Below are 23363 nucleotides of genomic sequence, written 5' to 3'. Positions count from 1 at the left end.
GCGCGCTGCAACGCGGCGCATGGCAACCGGTCAGGCGAGGCACGCATGGCACCGAACACCGCGACGATCGACATCCGCGCCGCCACCTCCGCCGACGCACCGGCCATCGCCGATATTCACGTCGCGTCGTGGCAAGCCACCTACACGGACATCATGCCGGCCGCGTTCCTCGCCGGCCTGTCGGTCGAAAAGCGCACGGCCGCGTGGCGTTACGCGCTCGACGCCGGACGGCCGCGCGTCGCGCTCGCGATGACGAACAACCTGCCTGCCGGCTGGATCGCCTACGGTCCGACGCGCGACACCGACAAGGATCGCGCGTGGGGAGAAATCGAAGCGATCTATCTGCATCCGTCGCATTGCGGCCAGGGCATCGGCGCGGCGCTGGTCGACCATGCATGCCGGTCGCTGCATGACGCCGGCCATGCATGGGTGTCGCTCTGGGTCCTGATCAAGAATCGACGCGCCAGGGCGTTCTACGAGCGCGAAGGCTTCGTTGCCGAGGACGACATCAAGACGTTCGAAATCGACGGGACGCCGATCGAAGAAGTGCGTTATTGGCGCGCACTACCGTAGCGAGTGCGATGAGGGCAACGCTTCCTCCGCCGCCAGCCGCTCCTGCATCATTTGCAACAACTCGCGAATCTTTGCGTTGACCGAATTACGACTCGCATAAGCGGCATGCAACTCCAGCGGCGCAGGCGTCATCTCCAGCGGCACGCGCACCAGCCGCCCTTCGGCCAGCTCTGCCACGCACGCGCGCTCGACGAGAATCGCGAAGCCGATTCCGTTCGCCGCGGCCAAGCCTGCCATCTCGCCGCTGTTGACGCGATACCGGCTCGCCACCGGAATTTTGTGAATCCGCCCGTCGCGGTCGGCGAACTGCCACGGCTGCCCTTTCAGCGTGCTCAACGTCGTGATGCACGGCAATTGCCTGAGCTGTTCCGTCCGGGTCGGCATGCCCGTGCGCTCGATCAGCGACGGCGCGGCCACGACGACACTCGGCAAACTCACGAGCGGCCTGACGACGAACGCGCTGTCGTCCAGCTTCCCGCGATTGACGATGATCGACAGGTCGATATCGTCGCGCAGCGTCGACACGCCGGCAAGGCTCGTATCGCAATCGATTTCGACACGCGGATGACGGCTCGCGAATTCCGCGACGATCGGCCCGAGCATGCGCGGCCCGATTTCACCCGGCACGCAGAGCTTCAATACGCCGCGCAATTCCGTCAGTTGCGAGGTCAGCTCGAATTCGGCCTGCGTCAGCGCATCGAGCATCGGCCGCGCCCGCTCGTGAAGCAAGCGCCCGGCTTCGGTCATGCGCAGGTGCCGCGTGCTGCGTTCGATCAGGCGCACGCCGAGCCTCGACTCCAGTTGCGCGACATGGCGGCTCACGTTGGAGCTTGGCATCGCAAGCACACGTGCAGCGCCGGCAAAACTGCCTTCGTCGACCACCGACACGAACACGCGTACCGCATTCAGATCCAGCTTGCTACGCATCATTAGCCCATTTCAGGTATCAAAGCCTGCCGATTTTCATGGCTTATCCCGCCAGAGACCATAATTTACGATGCTCATCCCGTCAATGCGACACCGACTCGCGAACCCGCGTTCAAGCGAGTGCGCGCACGACACAAGGAAGGAGCGTCATGAACATTGCAATCCTGGGCGCCGGCGTGGCCGGCATGAGCACCGCACTCGCACTCGCCGGGCGCGGCCACGATATCCGGCTATACGAACGCAGGCCGTCTGAATCGACGATGGGTGCGGGCGTGGTGCTGTGGCCGAATGCCGGCTTCGTCCTCACGCAGCTCGGCCTGCTGCCGGACATCGTCAAGGCCGGCGGCCGCATGAACGCGATGAAGCGCATCGACCGGCATGGCAACGCGCTCAAGGTCACCGATATCCGCGCTCTCGATCGCCGCATGGGTTTCCCGACGTATTCGATCCTGCGGCGCGACCTGCAGGCCGTCCTGGCACGGCATCTAGCCAGGCAAGGCATCGACGTCCGCTACGGCCACGGTGCAACGTCCATCGAGGCCGGGGCGGACGGTCGCGCCGTCGTTCGCTTCGACAACGGAACGACGATCGCGCCCGATCTCGTGATCGGCGCGGACGGGCGCATGAACTCCGTCGCGCGACACTACGTGGTCGGCCACAACGCACCCGTCTATCAGGGATTCGTCAACTGGATCGGTATCGCGCAAAGCGATGCGCCGCTGATCGACGACGTGTCGATCTTCGACTACTGGGGCACGCGCGAACGATTCGGCATCGTCGCGGTGGACCGGCGTTGCGCGTACTGGGCCGCGGCATGGCCCGAAGCCGCCCCGGTCAACGCGACGGAAAGCGATCCGGGAGCGATGCTGGAACGCCGCTTCGCATCGTGGCCGGCGCCCATCGCGGACGTGATACGCGCGACGCCGCCGGACACGATCGCGCAGATCCGCGTGCACGATCTCGATCCGGTCGACGTCTGGCACCGCGGCAACGTGCTGCTGATCGGCGACGCCGCGCACGCACCGCTACCGACGTCCGGACAGGGCGCATGCCAGGCGCTCGAGGATGCGTGGCATCTTGCCCGGTGTCTCGACGGATACGATGCCGGCAACGGCGGCGACCTCGATGCGGCACTCGCATCGTTCACGATGCGGCGCAGCCGGAAAACCGCGGCGATCACCGAGCGTGCGCGTGAATTCGCGCACCTGATATTTAGCGACGACGTGAACGAAAGCACGCGACAACAGATCGACCCGGTCGCCGAAATCGAAGCGCTGACGAGCGCGTGGGGCGCGCACCTGCCGATCGAGCCGATGCGCGAACGATAGGACGTGCGAGCGGCAGCATTCGGTCACAGAAACCACCGATACTCCCGCGCGCCGATCTCGTTGCGGAAATCCAGTTCCTCCTGCCGCTTGTTCTCGCAATACACCATCACGAACTCGCCGCCGAGCCCTTCGCGCACGGCCGGATGATCCTGCATCGCGGCGACAGCCGACAGCATCTCCTTCGGGAAATCGATCCCGCTGCCGCGATCCTCGTTGAGCGGCGCAATCGGCTCGCGCTTCGCGTCGAGCCCGTGCTCCATCCCCGACAGGATCGCCGCAAGCACCAGATACGGATTCGCATCCGCGCTCGCGAGCCGGTGCTCGATGCGCAGGTTGCGTGCATCCGACTCCGGAATCCGGATGCACGCGTCGCGATCCTCGAAACCCCAGCTCGCACGGCTTGCCGCATTCACCATCGACCCGTAGCGCCGGAATGCGTTGTGATTCGGCGCGAACACCGGCATGCAGTGCGGCAGCAGCGCAAGGCAGCCGGCCACCGCATGCCGCAACGGACGCTGCCCGTCCGCCGCGAGCAGGTTGCGGCCCGCGTCGTCGTACAGGCTCACGTGCACGTGCATCCCGCTGCCCGGCGCGTGGAGGTACGGCTTGCCCATGAAGCTCGCACGATAGCCGTGCCGCAGCGCGACGCCGCGCGTGCTGCGGCAGAACATCGCCGACCAGTCGGCCGCGCGCAGCGCATCGTCGGTGTGGCCGAAATTGATCTCGAACTGGCCGGGCCCGAGCTCGGCGGTGATCACCGTCGCGTCCACACCCTGCTCGCACGCGACGTCGACCATCTCGTGCAGCACGTCGGAGAAGCGCGACAGCCGCTCGATATGCATGTTCGGCTGATCGTCGCGGTCGTCGCTCAAACGGTCGCGCGGATACTGCGGCATCCCTTCCGCGAGCTGCGCGTCGAACAGGTAGAACTCGAGCTCGAACGCGACGACCGGCCGGATGCCGCGCCGCGCGAGCCGCTTCAGCACGCGCGCGAGCACCTCTCGCGGCTCGAACTCGACCGGCGAATCGGTGCCGTCGGTCGTGATCAGCATCTGGCCGAGCGGCTGCTTCTCCCAGGTCACCGGCTTCAGCGTGCCGGGGATCAGCCGGCGCACGGCGTCCGGGTCGCCGTCGTTGAAACAGTAATCGCCGATCTTGTAGAGCCCGCCCTGCGTACCGAGCAGGATGCAGTTCTGCGGCAGCTTCAGCAGCGAACCGGCCGCGACCTTTTCCAGCGCATCGATCGGATAGCGCTTGCCGTAGAAGTGTCCGGGCAGGTCGAGGCAGATCAGGTCGACATATCGGATTTCGGGGTGCGCCTGCCGGAATGCGCGGACCTCATCGACCAGCGCGGGAACGACGTCAGCCATGTCTCATCCTTTCCATGTCTTTGTATGGCGGTGCCGCGACGCGGCGAACCGGATTCATGCGGCACACGTGATCCTATGCGCTGCATTTCAATCAGTACTGCAAACAGGCTGCATGGCGCGACAGCTTGCAACACTGCGCGCCCCGCGGACGACTCAGGTGAATACCCAGATCACGCGCGTCGGCGCTTCGGTCAGGTTGGCATATCGGAAACGCTTGTGCGCGGGAAGCTGGAATGCATCGTTCGGGCCGAGCGTGACGGGCGTGTCGTCACCGTCGACCCAGATCGTCAGTTCGCCTTCGAGCACGAAGCCGCCCTGCTCGTCGCTGTCGTCGACCGGCCGCTCGCCGCTGCTCGCGCCCGGCGCGAGATGGCTTTCGAGGATCGAGAAGCGCGAACGCATGTTCGGCGACACGAGCATGTCGGTAATGCCGGCCGCGTAATACACGGTGCGCCGTTCGTCGGGCCGCGTGACCCACGGCACGCTGCGCGGCTTGCTCAGGCTGTAGAAATACGTGGTCGGCACGCCGAGCGCCTCGCCGATCGCGGTGAGATCCGCGACCGTCGGGCGCGACAGCCCGCGCTCGACCTGCGACAGAAAGCCGACCGAGCGGCCGATCCGTTCGGCGAGATCGTTGAGCGTGACCTTGCGATGCTTGCGCAGGTCGCGGATCAGGATCGCCAGACTTTCTATCTCTTCCTGTTCGTTCATGACGGGTTCCGGTGGGTCAGACGGTATCGCGCAGACGGTACCAGGCCTTGCCGATCGCTTCCAGCGGCGCGGCGAGCCGGTCGCCGCCCGGGAAGCGCGGATTGCGGATGCGCTGGTACTGCGCGAGCAGGCGTTCGTCGCCGAGCACGGCATCGGCCACCGCGCGCGCGCCGGCGAGCGTCGGCAGCACACCGTGCCCCGAAAAGCCCTGCAGCCAGAAACGCTGCCCGTGGCGGCCGATATCCGGCGTGCGGCGCATGCTGATGTCGATATGGCCGCCCCACGCGTAGTCGAGCGGCACGCCGGCCAGTTGCGGGAACACGCGTTCGAGATGCGGTCGCGTCGCCGCCGCGATATCGGCGGGAATGCCGCCCAGGTATGTGCAGCCGCCGCCGAACAGCAGCCGGTTGTCGGGGCTCAGGCGGAAGTAGTCGGGCACGAACTGGTTGTCGATCACGCAACTGTTCTGCGGCAGCAGCGCCCGCGCGACATCCGGCGCAAGCGGCGCAGTCGCGACCTGATAAGTGCCGACCGGCAGCAGCCGGCGCGCGAGATCGCGATCGAGCCGGTCGACGTATGCGTTGCATGCCAGCACGAGCACGTCCGCGCGCACTTCGCCGTGCGCCGTGCGCGCGACGTGACCGCCGGCCGTCTCGCGGCAGTCGAGCACGCGGCTCTGTTCGTAGATGCGGCCCCCCGCGCGCTCGATCGCCTGCGCGAGGCCGAGCGCGAGCTTCAGCGGATTCAGGTGGCCGGCCTCCGGATCGTGGAGCGCGGCGAGATAGCGCGTGCCGCCGATCCATTCGGGCATCTCGCCACGGCCGATCACGCGCAGCCGGTCGTAGCCCCAGCGCTCGGCCGCCTCGTCGCGGGCCTGTTCGAGCATCGCGACGCGGCGTGGTCGCACGGCCGCCCACAGGCTACCGGGCCGGTAGTCGATGTCGAAACCGTGCCGCACCGGCAGTTCGCGCACCTCGGCCGCCGCCCACCGCATGCTGTCCCACAGCAGGCGCGCGCCGTCGCGGCCGAGCGAATCCTCGAGCGGCTGCATGTCGCACGACCAGCCGAGCAGCGCCTGGCCGCCGTTGCGGCCCGACGCGGCCCATGCGACGCGGCTCGCTTCGAGCATGACGACGCGCTTGCCGGCGAGCGCCAGGCGCAACGCCGTATGCAGCCCGCTGAAGCCCGCGCCGACGACGAGCACGTCGGCGTCGATGCGCTCGTCCAGCTCAGGCCGATGCGGGATCGGCGCCGGGTAGGTGCCGGCGTAGTAGCTTGCGACGTGACGGTCGGACTGCGCGAACATGCGGGCTCCGTGAAATTTACGTCGATAAATTTCATGAAAAATTAGCACGACAATTTCACCGGAGCAAGCGCTTGATGTGATGTACTTGGCTGACACGCGGCGGCTGAAGTCCAGCAAGCTAAAGTTGCGCGTCGCGTAGATCTTGTACGGACTGCGGCGTACCGCGTCGTCTACACGATAGCCATTGCGCGGAACTGAAAACCGTATCGGGAAAGGTTTTCAACAGCCGCGAACGATGGAAGGCCTGCGCATGCGGTGCCGACAGAACAAGGTACGTCGCTCCGCCCAAGGAATACGTGACGGAGGCTAGCACCGACGAGCTGAGACGGCTGCACGCGGAGCCTGGTGCGACGATGCCCTATCGGCTAGCCAAGGGCGTCATGGGCCTTCTGTTACCCACCTCGGTGGCGTGAAGCAAGAGGGATCATGCGGATCCTTCGCGCCCCCAGCGCACGTCTGTCGGCAACACTGGGGGGGAATGGCGGGGTCGTCAGAATTTATGGCGGATAGCGGCACGCATGACGAGCTGATTGCGATTGGAGGACACGTCGTCCGCCCCAGGCACGAAGGCGACATCCAGCACGGTGCCAGTCCTGTCGCCGCCAACATGCTGATATGCACCCTGGAGGTAAACATCCGTTCGCTTCGACAGGTTGTAGTCGGCCATCAATCCGACGGTCTGATAGTTCGGATGTTGTCTACCGGTCGTCGCATTGAAATCCGCTCGAGTGTAGGTATACATCGCACCCACGTAAAACGCCGGTGTGAATTGGTACTTCCCGTTCACCTCGAAATTCTGGAACCGCAGGGACGAAAGCGTTCCGCTAGACGGTGTGATCGCGCCGATGTACCCCGAGCTTTGAGGCTGCGTCACATACGTGTTCGTGTACGCGAAGCCCATCGTCGCAGGGCCGAAGCTGTAATTGACACCGGCACCGAAAATGCGAAGACGTTGCGCGACGAAATTTTCGTCACCTCCGTTGTTGATGGCGCCGCCTGCCGTTGCCGACGGATTGTTCGCTTGCAAATAGGCTGCCGCAATCAACAGTCCGCCGTTCGCATACTGCGCCCCCACGCTGTACTGGCGGTTGTTCGCAAAATTTGTGTCATTGCTGAAGCTATACGTGCCACCGAACTGGAAGCCGGAAAGGTTGGGACTCGCATATTTGATCGTGTTGTTCACACGAAACGTGTTGTCGGTGTTGTCGTTGTCATAGGGGTGCGAGAACATGTAACCCGCCCAGTTCCCGTTTGCCGTCGTCTGCGCGAGATAGTCGACGAGAGAATCGTACTGTCGGCCGAACGTAACCGTGCCGAACTTGTCGTTTGCGAGGCCAACATATGCCTGGCGACCGAACATGAGGCCACCTTGACCCAGGCGGCCGTTATTGACATTGAACCCATTCTCGAGCTGGAAGATGGCTTTCAGTCCGCCGCCGAGGTCCTCCGTGCCCTTCACTCCCCATCGACTCCCTTGCACGAAACCACTCTGGAGTTCAAAGACTTTTCCACCACGGACATTATTTGTGAAGTCGAAGCCCTCGTCGATGAGGCCGTAAAGCGTGACCGCGCTTTGGGCATGCGCGGAAGCACCGATCGCCACTAAAACCGACGTCGCAATAATTTTCTTCATTCCATGATCTCCAAATACATACTTAGTACAATTTAATATTAGATGAACAGTGACTACCGGTGAATCAAGAACAGAACGCAACGCCAAGGTCTTAAGGTTGATTGTATTTATGCTGAAACAGCATGAGGAATCGTCGGAAGTACGGTTGCCGATTCGCACCAGATCTTCGTCGTTCTGCTTCGGTATGTGACGAGATCAGCAATGGAGATGATCGGCAAGTCGTGCAGCCTCGCAAATGCCTCCAGTTCCGGCCTGCGCGCCATGGTTCCGTCGTCATTGACCACCTCCGCCAGTACAGCGCCGGGCCTGAGGCCCGCGAGCCGAGCCAGATCCACCGCGGCCTCAGTGTGCCCCCGTCGATGCAATACACCACCAGGCACCGCGCGCAACGGGAACACATGACCAGGTCGACTGAAGTCCCCCGCAGTGGCCCGTTCGTCGACCAGCGAACGTATCGTCGCCGCGCGGTCCGCGGCAGAGATTCCGGTCGTCGTCCCATGGCGGTAGTCGACGGTTATGGTGTACGCGGTTTTCATCGAGTCAGTGTTGCGCTCTACCATCAGTGGAAGCTCGAGCTCGTCAAGGCGCTCGCCCGCGAGGCCGACGCAAAGCATGCCGCTCGTAAATCGCACCATGAAGGCGATCGCCTCGGGCGTTGCATGCTCGGCAGCCAGGATGAGGTCCCCCTCGTTTTCCCGATCCTCATCGTCTACGACAACAACGATCGAGCCTCGGGCCATTGCTTCAAGTGCGTCCTCAATTCGATCCATCCTCATTTCGATATCCTCATAATTAATTCCACCAGGTTCCGCCCGAGAATTGATCGAGTCGAGTGCGTCAATACTCAAAACATCGGGTCAACTCGTAGGCCTCCCGTTCACATCGACGAGGTTGGGCATATCAGTGAAGAGTTCCGTGTACGCCCCGTTGTAAAAGGCGGCTCGGACGACGGGCATATCGATGTCGTGAATCAACTGCGGTACTGCGTGAATTTTCGGAATTCCAACGAATCCTGCCGGTTCCGATCCATGCCTGTCTGAATCTTGCTTCGTCCATGTTCGGTCGTAAACGCAGGAAAAAAAAGGGAGCGTGATAAGCCTGGGTTAACAGGCGACCGAAGTATCGGCGTCGCCCGAATGTATGGCTTCGATGTCGAGCCGTGCCGGTCCGCGACGCGAATCGAGCGGACTGCCGGCTGGCAATCGGATTGCGCAGAATCGGGACGCCACCGAGCACCTGATGGCCACCACCTTTCCCCCGCACGAGCGCGCACCAGCACCCTGGAGAGCTCTGGAGAGATCGGGTTTGTACGCAGTAGCGAAGAGCCTGAAGTCGTTACCGCGTTCGGTCCATACGTATGACCAAAGATCACCCCTCGAACATCTGACTTTTTTGCACGCGACGGCGTGGTATCCAGAGTGCCGCGCTTCCAGGATCGCGCGACGCGGCGCCTTCTTGGCGAAGGCCGCGCTGCCGGTTTCCGCTGACCCAATCTCGCAAACCCTAAGTTAAGAAAAACTTTACGTTCCGATATTATTTTCCTGCGTTTACCGGGCATGACCGCGTCGATATGATCAGTTTCACTTACTGCCGAAGCGAGACAAGAACGGCACGGAGCACGCTGGTGGCCGAGCAGTCCGGCCAACCTACCTGGCAGCCGAGGTCCTCCTCGAGCCTGTCGCGATGGATACGGAAACGCAGAGGATCCGATGAGCAAGAAGCAGATGAAACTTGGCCTGTCGATCAGGTACATGGGATACCACCTCGGCGCATGGCGCCACCCGGACCTGCAGGCCGATGCTGCGTCGCAGTTCAATTTGTATCTGGACATCGCGAGGCTCGCAGAGCGCAACAAGTTCGATCTGCTGTTCCTCGCGGACGGCATCGGCGTGCGCTACGACGACGTGCCGAAGGGCTCGCTGTGCCGCTCGGGCCACAACGTTGAACTCGAGCCGCTCACTTTGCTGTCCGCCCTCGCCAGCCAGACCCGGCAGATCGGCCTTGTCGCGACGGCGTCCACCACCTACAACGAGCCGTACCACATCGCACGCAAGTACGGTTCGCTGGACCAAATCAGCGGCGGGCGCGCCGGCTGGAACGTGGTGACTTCCTGGTCCGAACAGGAAGCGTGGAATTTCAACCGCGCCAAGCATCTCGACTACGACACCCGCTACGAGCGAGCGGCCGAATTCGTCGACGTGGTGACAGGGCTGTGGGACAGCTGGGACGCCGATGCCTTCGTGCACGACAAGGAATCGAGCGTGTTCTACGACGAGTCGAAGTTGCACGTGCTCGGTCATACGGGCAAGCACTTTTCGGTGCGCGGCCCGCTCAGCGTGCGACGCTCGCCGCAGGGGCGGCCGATCCTGGTGCAGGCGGGAACCTCCGAGGTCGGCCAGCAGATCGCCGCGAAACATTGCGACATCGTGTTCGCTGCCCAGCAGAGCATGGCAGCAGCGCAGAAATACTACGCGTCGGTCAAGGATCGCCTGCCGGCGCTCGACCGCAGCGAGGATGAACTGCTGATGATGGTCGGCCTGACACCGATCGTCGGCCGCACGCGCGACGAAGCGCAGGAGAAGTACGCGATGCTCCAGGAGCTGATCGATCCGCTGGTCGGACTGTCGATCCTGAAACGCTCGTTCGGCGACCTGTCGCACATGGACCTGGACGGCCCGGTGCCGCCCCCGCCGCTCGAAGACGTCGGGCTGCGCAGCAGCGCGAGCATGTACTACGAGACGGCACAGCGCGAAGGCCTGACGATCCGGCAACTGTACAAGCGGATCGCGATGTCGCAGGAGCATCTGACCGTGATCGGCACAGCGAACGACGTGGCCGACGCGATGGAAGCCTGGATCGACGGCAAGGCCGCCGACGGTTTCAATATCGCACCGACCCACCTGCCGCACGCACTGCACGACTTCGCCGATCATGTGCTGCCCGAACTGCGCCGGCGCGGACGATTCCGTAGCGAATACGAAGGAACCACGCTGCGCCAGAACCTCGGGCTGCCGGAACCGCGCAGCCTCTACGCCTGACGCGCAGGGAACGCCGGTTTTCGTGAAACTCTCTTGAGACTGTCAAACCGATCATGCGCCTCTCCGAATCTTCCACGCAGCGCGCGCTCGCGCCGATCGAACAGGGCAACCCGGCCGACGATGCGCGCATGTTCCGCCGCGGCCTGAGCCAGTACGGCACGGGCGTCGCCATCGTCACGACCGCAGACGGCGAGCGCCGTTCTGCGGTCACCGTCAACTCGTTTTCCTCGCTGTCGCTGGATCCGCCGCTGCTGCTGTGGTCGATCGACCGGAAATCGCGCAGCTTCGCGGCATTCTCGAACTGCGAGCACTTCGCGGTGAACATTCTGTCCTCCGAACAGATCGAGCTGTCGCGTCATTTCTCCAGCAAGATCGAGGACAAGTTCGCGGACGTGGCCTGGCACCCGGACCCGTTCGGCTCGCCGCTTCTGGACGGCTGCCTCGCCCATTTCGAATGCGACGTGCATGCCCGCCACGACGGCGGCGACCACCTGCTGCTGATCGGCCGGGTCACCCGGCTCACACGCTTCGAAGGCGTGCCGCTCATCTTCAGCCAGGGTCAGTACTGCATTGCCAGCGAGCCTCCCGAGGTGCCGGGCGATTCGGCCGAAATCGCCAACGCGGGTACCGGGCCGTCCGGCAACAACCTGCTGCAACTGATCTTCGACACGCACCACGCGTTGTCCGAAGCCTTCGATGAACATCGCCGCGCCGAAGGCGTGAGCATCGCGGTGGCGCGCGTACTGGCCAGTGTCCACGCGAGCCCCGGCATCAAGGTCGGCGACGTCGCTCGCCAGACCTATCTCGGCCAGCGCGATGTCGAGGACGCCGTCACCTGGCTGGCCCAGAAGGCGCTGTTGATCCGCGCGGCCGATGGTGGCGTAAGGCTGACCGATGCGGGGCTGGCCTTGCGCCAGTCGATCCGCGCGCGCTGGATCGCCTTCGAGGATGCGCAGCTCGACGGCGTGTCGGCCGCAGATATCGCCGTGCTGATGCGCACGCTGACGCGGCTGGTGGAGCGCACGCGCGGCCAGCCGGCTACCGCGCGCCAGGCGTGACGCGCCGCGCGCGGACGGATCTCCCCCGCCCGCGCACGCAGCCGGCCACACGTTTTCCGGTCGTCGGTCAACCGGGCGATTGCCAGACACCCGTAAAGGTTCGAAAGGGTACGAAACAATGAGCTGGGATTTCATCATCATCGGTGCAGGGTCGGCGGGATGCGTACTGGCGAATCGCCTCAGCGCCGATCCGCGCCACAGGGTGCTGCTGCTGGAGGCTGGCGGCAGCGACAACCGCTTTGCCATCAAGATTCCGGCCCTGGCGATGAAAGCCATGAACGATCCGGAAACCGACTGGATGTTTCCGACCGAGCCCGACCCCACGCGCAACGATCGCACCGAGGTCGTGCCGCGCGGCAAGGTGCTCGGCGGGTCGAGCTCGATCAATGCCACCTGGTACGTGCGCGGCAACCGCGGCGACTACGATCATTGGGCCGCGCTCGGCAATACCGGCTGGTCGTACGACGAACTGCTGCCTTACTTCCGCAAGGTGGAATGCAACCGGGACGGCGTCAGCGAAACCTACGGAAAAACCGGCGCGATCGTAATCAGCGAAATCCGCGGCGTACCGCCGCTCACGCGCGTATTCCTCGACGCGATGGAAGAGCTCGGCTATCCGAAGAACGTCGACTTCAATGCCGAGCCGACCGAGGGCGCGGCCATCCTGCACTCGACCCAGCATCGCGGCCTGCGCTGGAGCGCGGCGCGAGGCTATCTCGATCCGGCCAGGCGCCGCCCCAACCTGTGCGTGCTGACCGGCGCGCTGGTGCGCCGTGTCGTGATCGAGAACCGGACGGCAGTCGGCGTCGAATTCGATCTCGACGGCCAGCGCCGCGTGGAGCGCTGCCACGGCGAGGTCATCGTCAGCGCGAGCGCCATCAATTCGCCGAAGATCCTGATGCATTCGGGCGTCGGCCCGGCCGACCAGTTGAACCTGGCCGGCATTCCTGTGATCGTCGAGAACCGCGCGGTGGGCCGCAATCTGCAGGAGCACCCCGCCTGCCAGGTCAAGGCCTATGTAAACGTTCGCACCGCCAACCAGGAATTCAACGCGCTCGGCATGCTCAAGTACGGCACGCGCTTCCTGCTGTCGCGCTCCGGCCAGGCCACTTTCTCGTATAGCGGCGTCGGCCTGGTGCGCACGCGGCCCGAGCTTGCCTATCCCGATATCCAGTATCACTTCGGCGCGTTTTCCTCGAGCTATACCGACCAGGGCATCCGCATGGAACCCGAGGCCGCGATCAACCTGCAGCCCAACGTGAACAATTCGCGCAGCCGAGGCGAGGTGAAGCTGAAATCCTCGGATCCGCTCGCGCCGCCGAGCATCCAGTTCAACATGCTGGCCGATGCCTACGATCGCGAGACGCTGATCGCGGGGGCTCGCATCGCACGCGCGGCGCTGCGCTCGCGCGCCTTCGCACCCTATGTGACCGGCGAGTGCAAGCCCGGTGACGACGTGCAGACGGACGACGAATGGCTCGCCTACTTGCGCGAGAACGCCGGCGGCAGCTTCCACCCGTGCGGCACTTGCAAGATGGGCGTCGATGCCGATGCGGTGGTCACGCCGGAGCTGAAAGTGATCGGCGTGGACCGCCTGCGCGTGGTCGACTCCTCGATCATCCCGCAGATTCCGAGCGGCAATCTCAATGCCATCAGCCTCGTGATCGGCGAGAAAGGCGCCGACATGATCCTCGCCGCACGTCGAGCCGCAACGGCTGCCGAGGCCGTGCAGCAAACCTAAGGAGGCCTGGGCCTCGTCGTTTTACCGTTCCTGTCCACTCAGCCTTTGTTGGAGATTCAGTGTCATGAAATCACGACTCGCAATTCTCGCTGCAGCCCTCCTGATCGGTCCGATCTCGGCCCCCGCCATGGCGGCGGAGTGCGGCTCGGTGACCATCACGGAGATGAACTGGTCATCCGCCGCAATCGTCACGGCGGTGTCGAGCTTCCTGATGGAACAGGGCTACGGCTGCAAGGTGCAGAAGGTGCCGACCTCGACGGTGCCGGCGCTGACCTCGCTGTCCGAAACCGGCAAGCCCGACATCCTCACCGAAGTCTGGCCGGCGGTGGCCGACGTGTATTACACGCTGGAAAAGCAGGGAAAGATCGTGTCGCTCGCCAACGTGATCGCCGACGGCGGCCAGGACGGCTGGTGGGTGCCCAAGTATCTGGTGGACCAGCATCCTGAACTGAAGACGCTCGACGGCATCCTCGCGCATCCGGAACTGGTCGGCGGCCAGTTCGACAACGGCCCGCCCGGCTGGGGCTCGACGGTATCGAACAACAACCTGATCAAGGCCTTCGAGCTGGAGAAGCACGGCATCAAGGTGGTCAGCTTCGGTTCCGGCGAAACGCTCGCGGCCTCGCTGGCGGCGGCCTACAAGGACAAGAAGCCGTGGTTCGGCTACTACTGGGCGCCGACCGCGCTGCTCGGCAAGTATCCGATGGTCAGCGTGGACATGGGGCCCGTGGTACCGGCCGTCGCCAAATGCAACGCGCGCCTGGACTGCCCCACGCCGGGCAAGACGGGCTGGCCTCGTGCCCCCGTGCTGACCACCATGTCGAAGCCGTTCCGCGACGCCCATCCGGACATCGCGGCCCTGATGAGCCGCGTGTCGTTCTCGAACACGCTGATGAGCCAGCTGCTGTCCTGGCAGGAGACGAACAAGGCCACGGCCGATGAAACCGCCGCCTACTTTTTGACGCACTATAAGGATCAGTGGAAGAGCTGGGTGTCGCCCGCCGCGCTGACCAAGGTCAGTTCCGTCATCAAGTAAGGCACCCTCATCGGCTCCGGGCAGGCAGGCGTATCCGGAGACCGATGCATCGTTTTTCGCGCCCTGCCACAACGCAATGCATCCATGACTCGAGCGGCCCCGGACGCGAGGATTGACATCCATGAACATCGATAACGCATTTTTTGACTCGGTCGGCCTGCGGCCATGGTGCGATGCCCATGCCCAGTCCGGGCCGGTCTCCCTCGCGCAGTTGCTGTCGAAGTCCGCCGCCTCGTCATCGAACCAGGACAGCGGATGGAACTTCCCGTTTCCATCGCTCGACGCGCTGAACGCGGACTGCGCGGCCATCCCCCGCACCCGCGACCTGACCACCGGCATCGAGCAGGGCTTCCTGCACATCCGCCACGGCCTGAAAGTGGTACTCGACCCGATCACCCAGCCATTGTCGTGGATGCTGCAGCTATCGCTGCACATGGTGGAGATCGTGCCGTGGTGGCTGGCCACGCTGGCGCTGCTGGCCATCACCTATGGCCTGTCGCGTTCGAAGAAGGTGACCGCGATGACGGCCGCCCTGATCTTCTGCCTCGGACTGGTCGACTATCTGCACTACGCACTGCAAACCACGGCGATCGTGTTGACCTGCACGCTGATCTGCATCGTACTGGGCATTCCGGCCGGTATCGCCATGTCGAAGAGCGACCGTCTCAAGAGCAGCATGCTGCCGGTGCTCGACATGCTGCAGACGCTGCCGTCGTTCGTCTACCTGATCCCGCTGATCTTCCTGTTCAGCGTGACCGACCCGAAGCTTTACGGAATCGCCATCATCCTTTACGCGATCGTGCCGATGATCCGGCTCACCGATCTCGGCATCCGCCAGGTAGACGGCACTGTCGGCGAGGCGGCCTCCGCCTTCGGCATGAGCTGGTTTCAGAAGCTGGTGGGCGTGGAGCTGCCGCTGGCGCTACCCAGCATCATGGCCGGCGTGAACCAGACCATCATGATGTCGCTGTCGATGGTCGTGATCGCCTCGCTGGTATCGGCGCCGGGACTCGGCGTGCTGGTGCTGCGCGGCATCAACAACCTCGAACTCGGCGTAGGTCTGCTGGCCGGGCTGTCGATCGTGTTGCTCGCGATCCTGTTCGATCGCGTCACCAAGGTATCGATGTCGCGTCTCGCGGTCCACAAACAAGGAGGCCAGCAGTGAGCCAGGACATCAAGATCGCCGTGCGCCAGTGCTACAAGGTGTTCGGCCCCGAGGCCAAGTCGATGATGCCGCTCGTGATGAACGGCATCAGCAAGGCCGAACTGCTCGACAAGCATGGCCACGTGATCGGGCTTCACGACATCAACGTCGACATGCGTGCCGGTGCGATCACGGTGGTGATGGGCCTGTCGGGCTCGGGCAAATCGACGCTGATCCGCCATCTCAACGGCCTGATCGTGCCGACCGCCGGCGAGATCCTCGTGGACGGGCGCGACATTACCCGGCTGTCGGGGCGCGCATTGCTGGAGTTCCGCCGCTCGAACGTGTCGATGGTGTTCCAGAACTTCGCACTGATGCCGCACCTGACCGTGCTCGACAACGTCGGCCTGGCGAAAAAGGTGTGCGGTCAGGCCAAGCCGGCCGTGCAGCAGGAGGCACGGCGCTGGATCGCGCGCCTCGGCCTGTCGGGCTTCGAGGGCCGCTACCCGCACCAGCTGTCGGGCGGCATGCAGCAACGCGTCGGGATCGCGCGGGCGCTGACCTCGGACGCCGACGTGTTGCTGATGGACGAGGCGTTCTCGGCGCTCGATCCGCTGACCCGTGCCGACATGCAGGACTTGCTGATCGAGTTGCAGCGCGAATTGAACAAGACGATCGTGTTCATCACGCACGATCTCGAGGAGGCGCTCAAGATCGCCGATCACATCGTGATCCTCAAGGACGGCAAGGTCGTGCAGCAAGGCAGCCCGGAAAGCATCGTGCTGCAGCCGAAGGACGACTACATCCAGCGCTTCGTCAACGACATCAACCGCGCACGCGTGCTGAAGGTGGGCTCGGTGATGAGCCCGTCGTCATCCGCAGCGTACCGGGCCGGCGACACGCTCGACGAAGGCGACACGCTCGAGGCCGCCCTGGCGAAGTCGCAAGGCGATCTCGACCGGAGTTTCGCGGTGATCCGCGGCGGTGCGGTAGTCGGTCAGTGCGCGATGCGCGACGTGGTGCGAGCAATCGTGCCGCGGCAGGTTCGCGGACAGCAGCAACCGAGCGTGCCCGATACCGCCGGTGTTCCGACCACGGCGGCCTGAACCCGCGAGCGCCCCGCTTCCCGTTGTCACTCAATTCAAGGACTATCGTGCGATACCTCGACCATTTCTACATCGACGGCCAATTCGTTCCCGCCACGCATCCGGCGCGGCGCGCCGTGATCAATCCGGCAACCCTGGCGCCGGTCGGCGAGATCGCGATGGGTACGCGCGAGGACGTGAACGCCGCCGTCGCGGCGGCCAAGCGCCGGTTCCCGTCGTTCTCCACCTCGTCGGCCAGTGCGCGCGTCGCCATGTTGCGTCGTATCGAGGCGCTGTTCATCGAGCGCAGCGAGGAGTTCGCGCGGCGCATGACGCTCGAAATGGGCACGCCGATCAGCTTCTCGCGGCAGGCTCAGGTGGCGGGCTCCCTGGCGCATATCCAGAACGGCATCGAGATCCTCGAGCGCTTCGAGTTCGAAAAAACGCGCGGCAGGACCACGCTCGTGATGGAACCCGTGGGCGTGTGCGGCCTGATCACGCCGTGGAATTTCCCGATATTGCAGATCATCACGAAGCTGATCCCGGCACTCGCGGTAGGCTGCACCGTCGTGCTCAAGCCCAGCGAATACTCGCCGCTGAGCGCGCTCTACCTCGCCGAACTGCTGCACGACGCCGACCTGCCGGCCGGCGCGTTCAATCTCGTCAACGGCGACGGCGCCACCGTCGGTACCGCGATCGCCGAACATCCGGATCTGGAGATGGTGTCCTTCACCGGCTCGACCCGCGCCGGCGTCCAGGTGGCCCGGGCCGCGGCCGACACCGTGAAGCGCGTCCACCAGGAACTGGGCGGCAACTCGGCCAACCTGATCCTGCCCGGTGCCGACATCGACACGGCGGTGGCCGCCGGCGTGCATGCCGCATATCGCAACGCCGGGCAGTCGTGTACGGCGCCGGGGCGCATGCTGATACACCGGCCGCAATACGAACAAGCGGTAGCGCGCGCCAAGGCCGCTGCCGAAACGCTGCGGTGCGGCGACGTGTTCGACGAGCGCACCACGCTTGGGCCCGTGGTCAACCAGATCCAGTTCGAGCGGGCACGCGCGCTACTCGCGTCGGCCGAGCAGGAAGGCGCCATCGTCGTGACGGGCGGCCTCGGCCTGCCGGCCGGCATCGACACGGGCTATTTCATCGCGCCGACGGTCGTGGCCCAGGTCACGCCGGACATGCGCATCGCCAGAGAGGAAATCTTCGCGCCGATCGTATCGCTGATCGCCTACGACACCGTCGACGAGGCGATCGAGATCGCCAACGATACCCCCTACGGGCTGGCCGCATACGTGCAGGGTGATGCGGCGGCCGCCTCGCAGGCTGCCGCGCGGCTGCGCGTGGGCCAGGTGGAAATCAACACCCCGGGCTGGGATTCGTGCGCCCCGTTCGGCGGCTTCAAGCAGTCCGGCAACGGCCGGGAATGCGGTGAAGCCGGGTTCGAGGCCTATCTTGAAGTGAAGGCCGTGATCCGGCCGTAGCCGCGCGCCCCGGCCCACCGGCTACCGTCCGATCATGCCGCCCCTGCTCCCGCACGCACCGCAAGCGCCGGTGCCGGTCGACAGAACGCTGGCGAAAGTCGCCAGCGCCTCGCATTTCGTGTTCCTGCTGGTGCCGAACTTCAGCATGATCGCCTTCGTCAACGCGCTGGAAGTATTGCGGATCGCGAACCAGTTGAGCGGCAAGCCGCTGTACCGCTGGTCCGTGATCAGCGTGGACGGGCAGCCCGTCCAGGCGAGCAACGGCATGACGCTGCCGGTCGATGTGCCGGACATGCCCGGGCCGGCCGATATCGTGTTCGTCTGCGCCGGCAACGAGGTGCAGCGCGCCACCACGCCGGCACATCTGCAACGGGTCCGCCAGTTCGCCCATGCCGGGGCGCTGCTCGGCAGCATCTGCACCGGCGCCTACGTACTGGCCAAGGCCGGCCTGCTGGCCGGCCACACCTGCGTGATCCATTGGGAATACCTGCACGCGCAAGCCGAAAGCTTCATCGACGTCACGTTCGAGCGCAGTATCTTCCGCATCGACCGCGATCGCATCACCTGCGCGGGCGGCGTGGCACCGCTCGAGATGATGCTGTACCTCGTCGGCTCGTCGATGGGCGATGCGTTCGTGCAGCGCATCTCGAGCTATCTGGCGGTGGACCGGGTTCGGCATCCCCGCGCGCTGCAACCGCCCGCCGGCTACGGCTCCACCAGTCGGCTGCTCGCCGAAGTGCTGCAATTGATGGAAGCGCACATCGAGACGCCGCTGTCGCTGGTAGCGTTGGCGCAGCGTGCCGGCGTGCGCGAGCGCAGGCTGCTGCGCCTGTTCAGGTCGGCGGTGGGCCAGCCGGTGATGCAGCACTATCGCTTGTTGCGCCTGCGTCGGGCTCGCCAGTTGCTGCAGCAGAGCGCCATGTTGCTGACCGATATTGCGGTAGCCTGTGGATTCCAGTCGCTCTCGGTGTTCACTTCCGCCTACCGAAAAACCTTCGGCCTGACACCCGGCCAGGAGCGCCGGCAGGCGCAAAGCCGCACCTTCGGCGGCGACGCGCGCGAGCACGCTGCCGAGCGGCACGATACAGTCGTGGCAATGCGTCGCTGAGCCCCGCGTGGACAGGAGACCCGATACATGAGTTCATTGAAAGCAACGCTGCCGCCGCCGAACACCTTGATCGTGTTCGAGGCAGCCGGCCGTCATTTGAGTTTCTCGCGGGCGGCCGTAGAACTGAACGTGTCGCGCGTGGCCGTCAGCCAGCAGATCCAGGCGCTCGAGAATTTCCTCGGCGTGCAGTTGTTCGACCGCGTCGACCGCACCATCCGGTTGACCGACAGCGGAGTGCGGTATCACACGGCCATCTCGTCCGCGCTGCGGCAGGTCGGGCAGGCCACCATCGAGATCAGTTCGCGGCCGGCGAACAACATCGTCACCATCAGCGCGACCGCCGGCTTCGTGACCTACTGGCTGCTGCCGAACTTCGGCAGTTTCCGCGCGCAGTACCCCGACATCGAACTGCGCTTCATCGTGTCGGACCTGCCGTATCTGGGCGAGAAGGATGTGGATCTCGCGGTGACCTACAGTTCCGCGCCGCCCGCCGAGGATTCGATCCTGCTCACCTCGCAGACCATCGCGCCCACCTGCTCGGCCAACTATCTGGTCGACCACGACACGCCGCTCGATCCCGCCGATCTGCTCGGACATCCGCTGATCCACCTCGAAGGGCCCTACGATCGCCTCACGCGCTGGTCGACCTGGTTTACCAACCATGGCGTCAGCATGGACGGAACCAAGCCGAACATCACGGTCAACACTTATACCAACCTGGTCCAGGCCGCGCTGGACGGGCAAGGCTTTGCGCTGATCGGGCCGCCGCTGATGAGCCGCTTTCTCGCCAGCCGGCTGCTCGTGCAGCCCATTCGGACCGATCCGGTGCGTTGCCACGGTTTCCATCTGACGGTGGCGCGCAACTCGGCCGGCACACCGGCCACCGAAGCCGTGGCGTCCTGGGTCAAGGGCTCCTTCATTCAGCAGATGGCCGCCTGAGGCACCGGCCCGACACGTTCACTTTCCATTAACAGGCGGAGATTTTTTCCTTGCGTTTACGCGGGGACGGGCCGCGAACGATACTGGTGCCACGGGGCCGGACAACGCTGCCCCGCCCCGGCGAAGGGCGCCGCTGAACCATGCTCAAATTTATATGTATCACTAATCAATATCGATCGAAGTGACGCCACCGATTCCCGGCTGCGCATCGTCGGTCCACTTCCCCTCACTGACAGGTATTCGAATGAACCGCCGCTTCACTGATGAAACGGATGCATCGACGGTCGCCACGACCGAGCGCCGCCAGTTCCGGCAGGACCCGCTCTCGCAAGGGCATCGGGCCAGTTCCGTCGACCCCGGGCTGATCGACGCGTTCGAGGCGCTCGACCGCCCGGCGCTGCGCGCGTACCGACTCGAGCGATTGCGTGCGCAACTGAAGCAACACGACTACGCCGGGATGCTGCTGGCCGACCCGATCAACATCCGTTACGCGACCGACACCAACAGTCTCGGCGTTTGGGTGATGCACTCGCCAAGTCGTTACGTGTTCGTCGCCACGGACGGCCCCGTGATTCTGTTCGACTTCGCCACCAGCCGACACAACAGCGAAGGTATCGAGACGATCGACGAGATCCGGCCGACCATCCCGTGGAACTTCTTTCTCGCCGGGCCGCGTGTGGACGAGAAGGCACGCGAGTGGGCACGTACCATTGCGGACGTGGTGCGGCAGCACGGCGGCGGCAACCGCCGGCTCGCACTCGACAAGTGCGACCCCTGGGGCGCGGAATGGCTGCGCACGGAGGGCCTGTCCTTGCATGACGCGCAACCGCTGGCTGAAATGGCACGCATGATCAAGGGTCCTCAGGAAATCGAGCAACATCGCATCTCGATGGGCGTGTGCGACCTCGGCGTATCGAGGATGCGCGAGGCATTGCGCCCCGGCATCACCGAGAACCAGCTGTGGAGCGTGTTGCAGGACACCAATACGGCACACGGCGGCGAATGGAGCGAGGCGCGGCTGCTCAGCTCCGGGCCGCGCACCAACCCGTGGTTCCGTGATGCCACGAATCGCGAGATCCTCGCCGGCGACATTGTCGGCTTCGACACCGACATGGTCGGGCCGGGCGGGTACCTCTCCGATATTTCACGCAGCTTCGTGTGTCCCGGCAAGTCACCTTCCGCCGCACAACGTACGCTGTTCGGCCGTGCGCGCGATCAGATCGCGCACAATTGCGCGCTGTTGCGTCCGGGCGTGACTTTTCGCGAGTTTGCCGAGAAAAGCTGGGCGGTACCGTCGCAGTACGTCCACAACCGCTACATGATGATGGTTCACGGTTGCGGGCTGGTGGACGAGTTCCCGAGCGTGGCCTATGCGGTCGACTTCGAGGAATGGGGCTACGACGGAGTGTTCGAGGAGAACATGGTGGTATCGGTCGAGAGCTTCATCGGCGAAAAGGACGGGATTGAGGGCGTCAAGCTCGAGGAGCAGGTACTGATTACGGCCGAGGGCGCGGTGCCCTTGTCATCGGTGCCGCTGTGTGACCTGCGGGACATTTGAGCGAGGACGCAGGTGGCCGCCGCATCGAGTCCTAGCAGATGTGCCGCGGCGGCGGCCGCGCCGAGTGCGCACTTTCCTCGATTCGCTCGATCTCGCCAAGGAGAAACTCATCCCCCATTGATGACTCGTTCTTTGTCGGCCCGACTATCTGTCAGATCAAGTCCCGGCTAATACAGCACCTGCGACCGTCACGCCGGTTAAACGCCCGATATCCCCGGTGCATACTCAGTCTTCGTGCGGAATTCCTTCGATCGGGCACTCCGGCGTGCCGGGAGTGGCGCGCGTGAGCGCTTCGACGCGGCGGCGCGTGGCGTCGGGATCCGCAATCCAGTCGCGATAGAAGCCGAATGGACAGTCCGCGACGCCATTCGCGCCATCGCCGGAATTGATCGTGCCGGTATAGCCGCGATGCAGCAGCTTGTATAGATGATTCTGCGACTGCATGTTGCGCCGCGCGTCGCGAATCATGCCGAGCGACAGCTCCGCATACTGCACGCCCATTTCCTCCTCGCCGCATTCGCCGAGCGTGCGCCCGTCGAACCCGACGATCGCCGAATGGCCGAAGTACGAATACACGCCGTCCCAGCCGGTGGCGTTGGCCACGGCCACGTAGGTGTTGTTCATCCACGCCATGGCCTTCGCGACCATCACCTGCTGCTCCTTCGCCGGATACATATAGCCCTGGCAGCGCACGATCAGCTCCGCGCCGTTCATCGCGCAGTCGCGCCAGATCTCCGGATAATTGCCGTCATCACAGATGATCAGGCTGATCTTGAGGCCCTTCGGCCCGTCCGTCACATAGGTGCGGTCGCCCGGATACCAGCCTTCGATCGGCGTCCACGGCATGATCTTGCGATACTTCTGCACGATCTCGCCGCGATTGTCGATCAGCACGAGCGTGTTGTACGGCACCTTGCGCGGATGCTCCTCGTGACGCTCGCCCGTGATCGAGAACACGCCCCATACATTGGCCTTGCGGCACGCCGCCGCGAAGATATCCGTCTCCTCGCCGGGAATCGCGGACGCCGTATCGAACATCTCCTGGCGGTCGTACATGATGCCGTGGGTCGAATACTCGGGGAACACCACGAGATCCATGCCCGGCAAGCCCTGCTTCATGCCGACCACCATGTCCGCAATACGGCGCGCGTTGTCGAGCACCTCCGCCTTCGTGTGCAGGCGCGGCATCTTGTAGTTGACCACCGCGACGCCCACGCAATCGCGGCTACTCGAAATATCACCATGTCGCATGACGCTTCCTCCTCGAACACGTACACATTGACGCCGCGCGCGACGGCCGCTGCTTCCGGGCATCGGATCG

General features: G+C 64.4%; 19 protein-coding genes and 1 pseudogene. 13 read left to right on the top strand and 7 right to left on the bottom strand.

What is annotated here, in order from left to right; all coding sequences use genetic code 11:
- Positions 1 to 45 precede the first annotated feature (45 nt).
- Positions 46 to 573, top strand: coding sequence for a GNAT family N-acetyltransferase (locus AC5LXX_RS20180; protein ID WP_493412842.1), 528 nt, complete (start codon positions 46 to 48; stop codon positions 571 to 573).
- On the opposite strand, the gene AC5LXX_RS20175 is transcribed toward AC5LXX_RS20180, so the two are convergent.
- Positions 565 to 1500, bottom strand: a complete 936-nt coding sequence (locus tag AC5LXX_RS20175; RefSeq protein WP_493413387.1) for a LysR family transcriptional regulator — start codon at positions 1498 to 1500, stop codon at positions 565 to 567. The genes AC5LXX_RS20180 and AC5LXX_RS20175 overlap by 9 nt on opposite strands.
- 149 nt (positions 1501 to 1649) lie before the next feature.
- Here AC5LXX_RS20175 and AC5LXX_RS20170 point away from each other — a divergent pair, with 149 nt between their 5' ends.
- Positions 1650 to 2828 (top strand): FAD-dependent oxidoreductase, encoded by a 1179-nt coding sequence (locus AC5LXX_RS20170; protein WP_493412841.1) that lies wholly within the window; start codon positions 1650 to 1652, stop codon positions 2826 to 2828.
- A gap of 23 nt (positions 2829 to 2851) precedes the next feature.
- Here AC5LXX_RS20170 and AC5LXX_RS20165 read toward each other — a convergent pair whose 3' ends face one another.
- From AC5LXX_RS20165 to AC5LXX_RS20155, 3 genes are all read right to left on the bottom strand, one after another.
- Positions 2852 to 4198 carry a glutamine synthetase family protein gene (locus AC5LXX_RS20165; protein WP_493412840.1) on the bottom strand — a complete coding sequence of 449 codons (1347 nt, stop codon included), beginning with the start codon at positions 4196 to 4198 and terminating at the stop codon, positions 2852 to 2854.
- A gap of 153 nt (positions 4199 to 4351) precedes the next feature.
- On the bottom strand, positions 4352 to 4909 hold the full coding sequence (locus AC5LXX_RS20160; protein WP_322081274.1) for a helix-turn-helix domain-containing protein: 558 nt from the start codon (positions 4907 to 4909) through the stop codon (positions 4352 to 4354).
- A gap of 16 nt (positions 4910 to 4925) precedes the next feature.
- Positions 4926 to 6215, bottom strand: coding sequence for an NAD(P)/FAD-dependent oxidoreductase (locus tag AC5LXX_RS20155; RefSeq protein WP_493412839.1), 1290 nt, complete (start codon positions 6213 to 6215; stop codon positions 4926 to 4928).
- Between the two features lie 125 nt (positions 6216 to 6340).
- Between AC5LXX_RS20155 and AC5LXX_RS20150 the strand changes: the two are divergent.
- Positions 6341 to 6619 (top strand): annotated as a pseudogene (locus AC5LXX_RS20150) (ISKra4-like element ISBusp5 family transposase); the annotation flags it as partial.
- Positions 6620 to 6705: 86 nt separating this feature from the next.
- Here AC5LXX_RS20150 and AC5LXX_RS20145 read toward each other — a convergent pair.
- Both AC5LXX_RS20145 and ribB read right to left on the bottom strand, forming a co-directional pair.
- Positions 6706 to 7848 (bottom strand): porin, encoded by a 1143-nt coding sequence (locus AC5LXX_RS20145; protein WP_493412838.1) that lies wholly within the window; start codon positions 7846 to 7848, stop codon positions 6706 to 6708.
- A 107-nt stretch (positions 7849 to 7955) separates the two neighbouring features.
- Entirely contained in the window at positions 7956 to 8618 is a 663-nt protein-coding gene (gene ribB, locus AC5LXX_RS20140; protein WP_493412837.1) for a 3,4-dihydroxy-2-butanone-4-phosphate synthase, read from the bottom strand.
- 939 nt (positions 8619 to 9557) lie between these two features.
- Between ribB and AC5LXX_RS20135 the strand changes: the two genes are divergently transcribed.
- The 10 genes from AC5LXX_RS20135 to AC5LXX_RS20090 all read left to right on the top strand — a co-directional run bounded on the left by AC5LXX_RS20135 (position 9558) and on the right by AC5LXX_RS20090 (position 22042).
- Complete coding sequence (locus AC5LXX_RS20135; protein WP_493412836.1) at positions 9558 to 10886, top strand: LLM class flavin-dependent oxidoreductase; 1329 nt, start codon at positions 9558 to 9560, stop codon at positions 10884 to 10886.
- Between the two features lie 128 nt (positions 10887 to 11014).
- A complete protein-coding gene (locus AC5LXX_RS20130) occupies positions 11015 to 11944 on the top strand; it encodes a flavin reductase (protein WP_493412835.1) in 930 nt (309 codons plus the stop codon).
- A gap of 118 nt (positions 11945 to 12062) precedes the next feature.
- On the top strand, positions 12063 to 13685 hold the full coding sequence (locus AC5LXX_RS20125) for a GMC family oxidoreductase (RefSeq protein WP_493412834.1): 1623 nt from the start codon (positions 12063 to 12065) through the stop codon (positions 13683 to 13685).
- A 64-nt stretch (positions 13686 to 13749) separates the two neighbouring features.
- Positions 13750 to 14721, top strand: coding sequence for a glycine betaine ABC transporter substrate-binding protein (locus AC5LXX_RS20120; RefSeq protein WP_493412833.1), 972 nt, complete (start codon positions 13750 to 13752; stop codon positions 14719 to 14721).
- A gap of 121 nt (positions 14722 to 14842) precedes the next feature.
- Complete coding sequence (locus AC5LXX_RS20115; protein ID WP_493412832.1) at positions 14843 to 15886, top strand: ABC transporter permease; 1044 nt, start codon at positions 14843 to 14845, stop codon at positions 15884 to 15886.
- Entirely contained in the window at positions 15883 to 16971 is a 1089-nt protein-coding gene (locus AC5LXX_RS20110; RefSeq protein ID WP_493412831.1) for a quaternary amine ABC transporter ATP-binding protein, read from the top strand. Before AC5LXX_RS20115 ends, AC5LXX_RS20110 begins: the two co-directional genes overlap by 4 nt.
- A gap of 47 nt (positions 16972 to 17018) precedes the next feature.
- A complete protein-coding gene (locus AC5LXX_RS20105) occupies positions 17019 to 18437 on the top strand; it encodes an aldehyde dehydrogenase family protein (RefSeq protein ID WP_493413386.1) in 1419 nt (472 codons plus the stop codon).
- 34 nt (positions 18438 to 18471) lie between these two features.
- A complete protein-coding gene (locus tag AC5LXX_RS20100) occupies positions 18472 to 19545 on the top strand; it encodes a GlxA family transcriptional regulator (RefSeq protein ID WP_493412830.1) in 1074 nt (357 codons plus the stop codon).
- Positions 19546 to 19572: 27 nt separating this feature from the next.
- Positions 19573 to 20484, top strand: a complete 912-nt coding sequence (locus AC5LXX_RS20095; RefSeq protein ID WP_493412829.1) for a LysR substrate-binding domain-containing protein — start codon at positions 19573 to 19575, stop codon at positions 20482 to 20484.
- A 244-nt stretch (positions 20485 to 20728) separates the two neighbouring features.
- On the top strand, positions 20729 to 22042 hold the full coding sequence (locus tag AC5LXX_RS20090) for a M24 family metallopeptidase (RefSeq protein WP_493412828.1): 1314 nt from the start codon (positions 20729 to 20731) through the stop codon (positions 22040 to 22042).
- 225 nt (positions 22043 to 22267) lie between these two features.
- On the opposite strand, the gene AC5LXX_RS20085 is transcribed toward AC5LXX_RS20090, so the two are convergent.
- On the bottom strand, positions 22268 to 23293 hold the full coding sequence (locus AC5LXX_RS20085; protein WP_493413385.1) for an aliphatic amidase: 1026 nt from the start codon (positions 23291 to 23293) through the stop codon (positions 22268 to 22270).
- Between the last annotated feature and the right edge of the window lie 70 nt (positions 23294 to 23363).

This window comes from Burkholderia torrens (assembly GCF_984668525.1).
This window is presented reverse-complemented; position numbering and strand designations above follow the sequence as displayed.